This window comes from Endobacterium panacihumi, from assembly GCF_050847465.1.
GTDB classification, from domain to species: Bacteria; Pseudomonadota; Alphaproteobacteria; order Rhizobiales; family Rhizobiaceae; genus Neorhizobium; species Neorhizobium panacihumi.
The window spans coordinates 264117-275808 of sequence record NZ_JBOZRA010000004.1 but is presented as its reverse complement, the minus strand read 5'-3'; the positions used below and the strand labels follow the sequence as shown (position 1 = coordinate 275808).

The following is an 11692-nucleotide window of genomic DNA, read 5'->3' as shown; positions in this document are numbered from 1 at the left end:
GCTCACTCGCTCGCCGGTACGTCTTCGAACACGGTCGCACCGCTCATGCCGGGCAGCACGCCCTCAGCGCCGTTCCAGAACCGCCCCGTCACTTTCACTGTCTGGCTGACGGGATCGACGACGGCGGCAATGCGCACGATCTCTGCACCAAGGCTTTTCCCCGTTTCGTCGATGCGGATGGTGAAACGGCTGCGGGGTTTCAGCCAGCGCAGCCAGTCGGATGGCAGCAGGATCTCGATCTCCAGATCGGACTGCGAAACGATCTGCATCATCGGCTGGTTGGGCTCCGGTATCTCGTGCTCATGCGCGCGCATGACGGCAATGCGTCCGTCATAGGGGGCACGGATCGTGCAACGCGACATTTTGGAGCGAAACCCTTCCAGTTCAGCGGCTGCCTGATCGGTCTTGGCGCGTGACAGTTCGACTTCGAAATTGCCGACCGCCCGGGATTTCGCCAGTCGTTCGTTGTTTTCGAGCGTGATCTTTTCCGCACGCAACATCGCCTCTGCCGATTTCACCTGGGCGGCGAGATCACCGCATTCGAATTCGGCAAGGATATCTCCCTTGGCAAAACTCTGTCCCTCGCGAAAGGGCAGGGAGCGGATCGGAAATGTCATGTCGGAAGCGATCATAGCCTCGTTGACCGGTTTGACGATGCCGCGCAGCGTCTCGTTGCCGGCCTGGGCAAAGGCGCAGCCGGCATTTGCGGCCGAGCCAAGGACACAAACGGCGAAGATCGCGCCGCGAAGCCGCGGGCGCGATCCTGTGTTCAAAAATTTCGTTCGATCGGTCATGATCGACCTCTTTACATGTTACTGAACACTCGCCGTTTCGGCCTTTACGTAAATCACGGCCGCGCCACCGCCCTCGTTCCACAACGCCTTCATGCGGGCGGAAATCTCGGCAACGCTTTCCTTGGTGGTCAGGCCGCGCGGAAACGGGTCGACGCCGAGCGAGGCGTAGACATTGGCATAGGCGTTCTGCATGTCGGCATAGGCCATATCGAGCTTGGCATCGGCCACCAGCGCATTCATCTCCTCGCGGATGAGGATCTGCTCGCTGGTCTTCTGCGCCTTTGTTTCCGCCCGCACCTGATTGAGAATCCGGTGCGAAACGTTGGAAAGGGCCGCCGCCGTCGAATAGGACTTGTTGAGATGGGTGAAGCGGGCGCGGCTGATATGGACCTGCGTCATGACAGCCATGGCGACCGACAATGCGCGGGCGTCCAGCACGTCCTTTTCGGCCTCGATCTTGCGGTTGGTTGCGGGAAGAGCAAAAAGCTTCATGGCATTGAAGCTGACCTTGGCGCCCCAGGACGCCCAGTTGGGGTCGGTGATGAAGTCGTTGCTGTCATAGTTCTTGCCGGCATAAACGCTGAAGCCGGGCAGGATGTCGAGCAGGGCCGCATTGACCTCCTGCTCGTTGATGCGCATCCGATAGGCCACCTCACGCATTTCCGGCCGGTTCGACGCCGCAATGCGATACATTTCGGAAAGATCGTTCGGCACGCTCAGTTTCGGCACGCTGCGCTTGGGCAGCGATAACGTGAAGTCTGTGCCCGGCGTGATGTTCATCAGCGCCGCCAGCTGGCTCTTGGCAACCTTCAGCTCGCCCTCAAGCTGCTCCACTTCACGCTTCACCTCAATCAGTTCACGTTCATAGGTCAGCGCCACCAGCGGCGAGGCTTCGCCACTGCCGGAAAGGCCGCGGGTTTCGCGAAGGGCCCGTGCCACCCGGCCTTCGAGCGCCCGCATGCGGCCGACGAGGCGCTGATAGCTGGCCGCGCGCCAATAGGCGGTTCGTACATCCTCGATCACCTTGTTGACGATGCGGCGCTTCATCTCTTCCTGGATGAGAGCCTGATCGGCCGCCTGCTTGGCACGCACATAGGACAGGCCGAAATCGAGTACGTTCCAGGAAAAGGTCAGGTCGCCGGTGCGAACATTCGGGTCGCGGGTCGACGGCGTCGAGGGGTCGCCTTCGTCACGACCGGCATATCCGGCGCCGGCCACCAGTTTCGGCAGCGCGCTGTAGCTGACCAGGTCAGCTTCACGAAGCTTCAGCGAAGCCTCCATGATTTCGACCTTCGTATCCAGGTTGTATTTCAAGGCCCGCGCCATGGCTTCGTAAAGATCGATGGAGCCGGTGACGGGTTCCTGATTCGCCGTCGCCCTCACCAGCTTGTCATTGGCGAAGGAGACATTTGCCTCGGCTTTGAGTGGTTCGGTTTTCACCGAGCAACCGACCGCAATCAAACTGACCGGGACAATCCATAAATAGGGAAATTTCACCGCAACACCTCAACTACGACCCGCAAAAAACCTGTCTCGACAACCTGACAGGCGCCGCGGGCGTCATTCCAAACAGCAAGTCAACCTAAGAGTGGCTGCGCGTGAAGAGTGAAAACCCAAGGCTGATTTAACATTTCCGAATATGATTAATAAGGCGCTAACATATTAGCGATTATGAACGTGTGAGCGTTAAAAAGCCTCCCGTCCAGGCTGAGGAAAGGGTGAGGTGGTTTTTGCGATGTGCCGGAAAAATACGGGTTTTCCAAAACATCATGTATTGCTAAAATTAATAGTAGCTGTTTGTAATTTGGTAAACAACTGAATCCTAATATTCGGTTCCGGTTAATGCGATCGCTGATGTCAGGCGGACTGAAAAGCCCGCCAGCGCAAAACCTGGACGTTATGTCCGGACCATTTATGCGCGGGAAGGTAAGTCATGAACGAGCATTTCACTCGCCCGAAAAAGCCTCTTTCCAAAAAGAAGGCAAAACCGCAGAAGGCGAGGGGGCAGGACAGGTTCGGCGCCATGCTTATGGAGCTCGAGCAGCGTATTGCTTTTGATGCTGCTGGCGCCGCGACGGTCGAACATGCTCAGGAGAAAGACCAGTCGGCAGCCCACGAAACCACTGAAAAGGCGGTTTCCGACACCCGCGACAGCGACGCACTTACGCGCGCGCTGGCGGCCGCGGGCGAAGGCGCGCATGTGGGCGCACAACCCACGGAGGCGCCCGGCTCTACCGTCGGTCGGCAGGTCGTTGTGGTCGATAGTTCGGTGCCCAATTACGAATCACTTTTGCAGGGCATCGAGGGGGATTTCGACGTCGTCGTTCTCGAAGCCGGCCGCGATGGTGTGCAGCAGCTCGCCGAATCACTGCGCGGCATGGACAATGTTCAGTCGATCCACATCATTTCGCATGGCGATGAAGGGCGTCTCTATCTCGGCACGGCGACGCTGACCGTCGAATCGATGGCTGACGAATATGCGGCGGAGTTGCAAAGTCTGCGTTCATCGCTGGCGGACGACGCCGATATCCTCATCTACGGTTGCGATTTCGCACGCGGCGAGCTTGGCGAGAGTGCTGCCCGGATGATGGGTTACCAGACCGGTGCCGACATCGCCGCCTCGGACGATGCCACCGGTGCGTCAGCCAAGGGCGGCGACTGGACGCTGGAATACCGTTATGGCGAGGTAACGACCAAATCCGTCGTTGCCGCCGATGCGCAGGAACGTTACGCCGAACTGCTGAACGTCCAGGCGTCCGTCGGCAACGGCGCGGTTCTGGTCTCCTCCGAGCGTACGATCTACAGCGTCGATCTGGCCACCGGCAAAGCAACTGCGATCACGGTGGTGCCGGCTACGGTTGGCGGCATCACGATGTCGGACACCATCAATTCGCTCGCGGTCGATCAGACCAACGGGCTGATCTATTATACGGATTCCGCTTCGGCAAACACCAACAGGGCGCTGTTCGCCTACGACTTCATCAACAACACCCATATCGTCATCGACAATGATCTCGGCAGCAACGGCGCCATCGCCAATGTCACCATCGGCACACGTGGCGTTGGTAGCGGCGCTGCCGCATTCTACAGCGGCTCCCTTTATCTCGGGGTGGAATCAGGGGCTGGCGATGCACAGATCTGGCGTCTGACTTTTTCCGCCGATGGCAAAACGCTGGCCGGTGTCTCGACCTTCGGTGCCAATCTGGCCAGCACCGACTGGGGCGATTTCGCCATCGACGCCACCAATGGCAATCTGCTCAGTATTACGGGCACCGGCATCAATCGCTACAGCCTTGCCACCGGCCTGCAGGTCGGAACAACCTATGCCAATCCGGGCGCCACGCAGGGCGCCAATGATGCGGCCGGCAATTCCTATGTCGTCGGCACGCTGACGCAGGGCAATGCGCCGATCCTTCAGCGCTTCAATCCGGTGACCGGCGCGACCGTGGGATCGGCCATCACGATCACCACCAACGGTTCGACGGCGCTGACCGCCATCAGTGATGCCGCCACCTGGACGCCGCCGACAGCCTCCATCGGCGACACCGTGTTCGACGACAATAATGGCAACGGCGTCTTCGACCCTGGCGTGGACGGGGGCATTTCCGGCGTCACCGTGCAGCTCGTGGATGACGTCAACAATAATGGCATCGCCGATGCCGGCGAGCGTGTGCTGGCGACCGATACGACCAACATCAATGGCGCCTATCTGTTTACCGGCGTTCTTCCCGGTCAGTACGTGGTACGTGTGACGGATGCCAACGGCGCTCTGGGCACCTCGCCAGCCGTCACCGCGACGACCCAGTCGGTCAGCGTGAGTGCTATCGGCACATCGGTGCTCAGCGCCGATTTCGGCTACAATGCCGTCGGCCCAACCATCGATCTGAACTCCGGCACCACATCGCAGGAAATCGTCGGAAACGGTGCCAATCCCGGTGGCACCAGTTGGACCGTGTCCGGTACCGGCAGCATCGTCAACGGCGGCTTTGCCTGGCAGAATGCCGGGGCAACCGGCACGATCACTCAGACCGGCCTGTCCGGCTGGAACGATGGCCTTGCGCCATCGGGCGCGACACAACTGACTTTCGAGGTGGGCTGGAGCAACAATGCCAACGTACTCGGCTCGACGGATAATACGACGCCGGCCACGCTGGAGATTTCCATTGGTGGCGTTATTTATGCCCGCGTCTCCACAGGCGTGCTCGGTGGCTCGCCGAATACGGCGACGATTACCTATCTGAACGGCGCAAGCGGCTCACCGGCCACAGTTGCGGCCTCGGCGGTCAATACGACCACCTGGGCGCGCACAGCCGTGACGATCAATCTGCCTTCGACGGTCGCTGCGACGGGTCCGTTGGTGTTCAGCTATAATTCCACCGGTGGCCTGCTCGGCCTTGCACCAAGCACCGATGATATCTTCATCGACAATGTCAGCGCGCTGACGAACGTGGATGCCGTTGCCGGCGTCAATTATTCGGCGACCTATACCGAAAACGGGGCGGGCGTGAACATTGCAGCCGCCGCTGCCAGCGTGCGCGATCTCGACAGTGCCAACATGCGCGCCGCCACGATCGTCCTCACCAATGCCCAGGCGGGCGACCTGCTGGCGCTGGGCAGCCTGCCTGCCGGCATCACCGGCAGCGTTGATACGTCAACGCCCGGCCAGATCACCATAAACCTGACGGGAAGCGCCACCAAGGCGGGCTATGCGACGGCGATCCGCAACATCACCTTCTCCAATTCCGGGGATAATCCCGGAACGACTGCCCGCGTGATAAACGTCACCGTCAACGACGGCGCGTTTTCCTCGCCCATCGCAACGTCGACCATCAACGTCATCGCCGTCAACGACGATCCGGTCAACACCCTGCCGGCTGCAGGCTGGACGACCAATGAAGACACCAATGTGGTGCTGACCGGTCTGTCGATTGCCGATCCGGATGCGGGTGCCGGTACCATGACCGTCACGCTCTCGGTCGGCAGCGGCACCATCATCGCCACCAGTGCCGGTGGCGTCACGGTTGCCAATTCCGGTTCGTCAAGCATCACGTTGACCGGCACGCTTACGGCCATCAACGCTTATCTCGCCGGTTCGTCGGCCCCGATCTATGTTCCTGTCGCCGATGCAAATGGCGCGGTCACGCTGACCATGGTCACCAATGATGGTGGCAATACCGGCACCGGCGGCGCAAAGAGCGATACCGATACCCGCACCATCACCATCAATCCGATCAACGACGCCCCGGTTCTCGATCTCGACAGCACGGCGTCGGGCACGGGTTTTGCCACGTCCTATACGGAAAATGCAGCGGGCGTCGCCATAACCTCGGCGTCGGGCACGTCGGTCATCGACGTTGACAATCTCAATATCGCCTCGGCGAGCATCGTCATTACCAATGGTCAGGCCGGCGACCTGCTGACTGTATCCGGCCTGCCCGCCGGGGTTACCGCGTCCTACAACGCCGCCACCTTCACGCTGACGCTGACCGGTTCCGATACCAAGTCCAATTACCAGAGCTATCTCGCACAGGTTCGTTATTCGAGCACGTCCGATAACCCGACGAATGGTGGCACGGCCACCAGCCGCAGCATCAATGTCACTGTCAGTGATGGCGCCCTCAACTCGAACACGGCCGTTGCCACCGTCGCTGTCACTGCCGTCAACGATGCGCCGGTCAACACCATTCCGGCCGGCTGGACCACCAATGAAGATACCAGCGTCGCGCTGACCGGCCTTGCCGTCACCGATCTCGATGCCGCTTCAGGCACGATCACCGTCCGTCTGTCGGTGCCGGCCGGCACGCTGACGGCGACGGCCGGCGGCAGCGTCGCGGTGACCGGTTCGGGCACGGGCATCCTCACGCTGACCGGCACGCTTGCCAATATCAACGCCTATCTCGCCAGTGCTGCCGCGCCGGTCTACGTGCCGGTCGCCGATGCCAACGGTGCCGTGACCCTCACTATGGTCACCAATGACGGCGGCAATACCGGCGGCGGTGCGCTCACCGATACCGATACGGCTGTCATCACGATTACGCCCGTCAATGACGCGCCGATCCTCGATCTCAGCGCAACCGGCAGCGGTACGGGTTATTCGACAAGCTACACGGAAAATGGCACCGGCGTTGCCATCGCTGCCAACGATGCGCTGATCACCGATGTCGACAATGGCAGCATGGCGTCGCTGACGGTGCGCATTAACAATGGCCAGGCGGGCGACCTTCTCTCCGTCGCCGGCACGCTGCCGTCCGGCATCACCATTCAGAGCTACGATCCGGCGACATTCACGCTGGTCCTGTCGGGCTCCGCCTCCAATGCCGCCTACCAGACGGCGCTGCAGCAGATCCGTTATCTGTCCACCTCGGAAAACCCGTCTACGGTCACCCGCAATATCAGTGTCGTCACCAATGACGGCGGTCTGAATTCCAATACGGCCATTGCGACGGTCAACGTCATCGCCGTCAACGATGCGCCGGTCAACACCGTGCCCGGCACGCAGTCCATCGCCGAGGACGCGCTGACTGCAATATCCGGCATCTCGGTCAACGATGTTGATAACACCAATGTCACCGTGACGCTCTCGGTCACCAACGGCACCCTGTCGCCTTCGGTGACCAATGTCGGCACGGTCTCCGGTGTTGGCACCGCCAGCGTCACCGTGTCCGGCACGCTGGCGCAGGTCAATGCCGTCGTCGCCTCACTGCGTTACCAGGGGAATGCTGATTTCAACGGCAGCGACACGCTGACCATCGTCACCTCGGATGGCGCGCTGACCGACACCGACACCGTGGCGATTACCGTCACGCCTGTCGCAGATGCCACCAACGATACGATCGCGGCGTTCGAAGACACGCCTCTCTCCTTCAACGTTTTGACCGGCACCGGTGGGGCCACAGCCGATACCTTTGCCAATCCCGCCCGCTTCGTCAGTGCCGTCACCCAGCCACCGGCCGGCCAGGGCACTGTCAGCTTCAATGCCGATGGCACGATCACCTACACGCCGACCGCTAATTTCAACGGCCAGACCACGTTCACCTACACGGTCAATTCCGGCGGCATCCTCGAAACGGCGACCGTCACCATCAACGTCGCCGCCGTCAACGACGCACCGGTTAACACCCTGCCGGGCGCCGGCTGGAACACCAATGAAGATGTCGCGGTGGCGCTGAGCGGCCTGTCGGTGGCGGATGTCGATGCCGGCACCGGCACGATGACGATCACGCTGTCGGTGACCGGTGGCACGATCACCGCCGCAAATGCCGGTGGTGTGACCGTCGCCAATTCCGGCACGGCCAGCGTCACCCTCACTGGTACCCTCGCCAGCCTCAACGCCTATCTCGCCTCCGCCTCGGTGCCGGTCTACAATCCGGCCGCCAATGCCAACGGCTCCGTCACCCTGACGATGATCACCAATGATGGCGGCAATACAGGTTCCGGTGGCGCCCTTGCCGATACCGATACACGCACCATTACCATTGCCGCCGTCAACGACGCGCCGGTCAACACGCTGCCGCCCACCTTCTCGGTGGCGGAAGACACGGCGCTCAGCCTCGCAGGTCTGTCGATAACGGATGTGGATGCCGCCGGCGGCACGATGACGGTCGTGCTCTCCGTCAATTCCGGCCTTCTGTCGGCCACGGCAGGCGGCAGTGTGACCGTCACCGGTTCGGGCACGGCGACACTGACACTCACGGGCACGCTTGCCAATATCAATGCGTATCTCGCCGGCGCCGGCACGCGGCCGGTCTTCACGCCGGTTGCAGATTTCAACGGCAATGTCACGCTGACCATGACCACCAGCGATGGCGGCAATACCGGCTCCGGCGGCACGCTCTCGGATGTCGATACCAGCATCATCACCGTCACGCCGGTCAACGACGCGCCGGTTCTCGATCTCGACGCGTCGGGCGCCGGCACCGGTTATGCCACCAGCTATACGGAAAAAGGCGCAGGCGTTTCCGTCGTTGATACCGATGTGTCGATCATCGATATCGACAATGCCAACATGGCCGGCGCGGTCATCAGTATCACCAACGCCGTGGCCGGCGATGTGCTGATCGTGTCCGGCACGCTGCCCGGCGGCATCACCGCCAGCTATGACGCCGCGAATTTCCGTCTGACGCTAAGTGGCTCTGCCACCAAGGCGGATTACCAGCAGGCTTTGCAGCAGGTCCTTTATCGCTCTACCTCCAGCGATCCGGGTTCCACACCGCGCAGCATTTCCGTCACCGTCAGTGACGGCGCGCTCAATTCCAATACGGCCGTTACCACCGTCACCGTCGTCCCCGTCAATGATGCCCCGGTCAACGGACTGCCCGCCACGTTCAGCGTCACCGAAGATACGCAATTGACGCTTTCCGGAATCACGCTGGCCGATCCCGATGTCGGGTCCGGCACGATGACAGTCACCTTCGCGGTCAACTCCGGTACGCTCTCTGCAGCCGCCGCCAATGGCGTCACGGTGTCGGGCACGGGCACGGCATCGATCACGCTGACCGGCACGCTCGCCAATATCAACGCTTTCCTCGCGTCTGCCTCGGCTCCGAAATTCAATCCGGTTGCGGATTTCAACGGCTCCGTCACCCTCTCCATGATCAGCAGCGACGGCAGCCTGACGGATGTCGACACCAGCACGATCACCGTCCTTCCGGTCGCCGATATCGTCAACGATACCGCAACAACCGCGGAAGATGCGGCGGTCGCGATCAACGTCCTGGGCAACGACACGTTCACCAATGCCAACCGTACCATCACGGCCGTCAATGGCACCGGCATTGCCGTCAACGGAACTGTCGCCGTCCCGAACGGGACGGTTCGTCTCAATGCCAATGGCACGCTGACCTTCACACCGGCGACCGACTATAACGGACCGGCCAGCTTCACCTACACGGTCACCTCCGGTGGCGTCAGTGAAATCGGCACGGTCAACGTCACCGTCACGCCAGTCAACGACAGTCCGGTCAACACCGTACCCGGCGCACAAACGACGGCCGAAGACACATCGCTGGCCATCAGCGGCATCTCCGTCACCGATATCGATGGCGACAGCCTGACGACGACGGTTAGCGTCACCCGTGGCACGATCTCCGTCACCGGTTCTGCCGGCGCAACGATCGGCAACAACAATACCGGCACCGTGACGATCAGCGGCAGCGCCGCGGCCGTCAACGCCGTACTCGCCAGTCTGCGCTACAATCCGAACGCCGATTACAACGGTAGCGACACGATCACCGTCGTCACGTCCGACGGCATGCTCAGCGATACCGATACGATCGCGGTCACTGTCACGCCGGTGGCCGATATTGTCGCCGATACGGTCACCACGCTCGAAGACACGCCGATCACCTTCAACGCCATCACCGGCGTCGGCGGTGGTTCAGCGGATAATTTTGAAGGGACGCCGGTCCTGACCAGTGTCACCCAGCCGCCGGCCGGGCAGGGCACCGTCACCTTCAACGCCAATGGCACGATCACCTATACGCCGGCACAGGATTTCAACGGCCAGACCAGCTTTACCTACACCGTCACCTCCGGCGGCGTCACGGAAACCGCGACGGTCACCGTCAATGTGACGCCCGTCAACGACGCACCGGTCAATTCCATACCGGGCAGCCAGACGATGACGGAGGACGGCACGCTCGTCTTCTCCTCAGCGGCAGGCAACGCCATCGTGGTCGGCGATGTCGACGATACGAACCTGACGGTGACGATCACGGCCGCCAACGGCACGTTCTCGCTGTCGAGTATCGCTGGTCTGACCTTCACCACCGGCACCGGCACGGCCAATGCGACCATGACCTTCTCTGGCACCAAGGCGGCCATCAATGCCGCCCTTGCCGGGGCCAGCTACACGCCGACGGCAGATTATTACGGCACGGCCGGTGGCATCACCATCTCGACCACGGATAACAAGGTCGCCACGCCGACCGTTTCCAATATTGCCGTCACGGTCACCGGTGTCGCGGATATCGTCGACGACACGGCCTCGACGGCGGAAAACACGGCTGTGGCGATCTCCGTCCTCGCCAATGACAGTTTTGAAAATGCCGGTCGCACCATTACCGCTGTCGGCGGTGTGGCGATCACGGCTGGCGGCGCACCTGTCACCGTTGCCAATGGCCAGGTCCAGCTCACGGCCGGCGGTCAGCTCATCTTCACGCCGAACAATGCCTATGCCGGCGTCACCTCGTTCACCTACACGGTCACGTCCGGCGGCGCGACCGAAACGGCCACCGTCACCGTTGCCGTCGCTGCGGTCAACAAACCGCCGGTGAACACGCTGCCGCCGACCTTTACCGTGCTGGAAGACAATGCTCTTGCGCTTTCGGGCCTGTCGATCACCGATCCGGATGCCGGCACCGGCAATGTTTCCGTCACCCTGTCGGTGGGCTCGGGCATCCTCAACGCCACCGGCGTTGCCGGCGTCACGGTCGGTGGTGCGGGAACGGGTACGATTACCCTCAACGGCACGCTGTCGGCCATCAATGCCTATCTCGCCGGAGCCAATCGCCCGACCTTCACGCCCGCCGCCAATTCGGTCGCCAGCGTCACGCTGACCATGACCACCAATGACAATGGCAATACCGGTGGACCGGCCCTCACGGATATCGATACCGCCACCATCACAATCACTGCCGTCAACGACGCGCCTTCCGGCACGGACAAGACGGTAACGATCGCCGAAGACACGACCTATACGTTCGCCGCCGCCGATTTCGGCTTCTCCGATCCAAACGACAATCCGGCCAATGCATTGTCGGCCGTGGTCATCACCACATTGCCGGCCAATGGCACGCTCACGCTGGGCGGTACTGCAGTCACGGTCGGTCAGGTTATCCCGGCCGGCAGCCTTGCCAATCTCGTCTTCACGCCTGCTGCCAATCTCAACGGTACGGCGC

General features: G+C 61.5%; 3 protein-coding genes (1 of these 3 running past the window's edge). 1 reads left to right on the top strand and 2 read right to left on the bottom strand.

Annotation, left to right across the window (positions count from 1 at the left end; translation table 11 throughout):
* Window positions 1-2: 2 nt before the first annotated feature.
* On the bottom strand, window positions 3-794 hold the full coding sequence (locus tag ACRQ1B_RS19295; protein ID WP_432295607.1) for an efflux RND transporter periplasmic adaptor subunit: 792 nt from the start codon (window positions 792-794) through the stop codon (window positions 3-5).
* A gap of 18 nt (window positions 795-812) precedes the next feature.
* On the bottom strand, window positions 813-2234 hold the full coding sequence (locus tag ACRQ1B_RS19290; RefSeq protein ID WP_432295606.1) for a TolC family protein: 1422 nt from the start codon (window positions 2232-2234) through the stop codon (window positions 813-815).
* A 493-nt stretch (window positions 2235-2727) separates the two neighbouring features.
* Between ACRQ1B_RS19290 and ACRQ1B_RS19285 the strand changes: the two genes are divergently transcribed.
* Window positions 2728-11692 carry the beginning of an Ig-like domain-containing protein gene (locus ACRQ1B_RS19285; protein WP_432295605.1) on the top strand. It continues 19265 nt past the right edge of the window, so only the first 8965 of its 28230 coding nucleotides appear in the window; it begins with the start codon at window positions 2728-2730; its stop codon lies off the right edge, out of view.

Excerpts from the sequence above, each read along its gene's own strand:
- ACRQ1B_RS19295 (WP_432295607.1), bottom strand. The coding sequence starts at position 794 with ATGACCGATCGAACGAAATTTTTGAACACAGGATCGCGCCCGCGGCTT.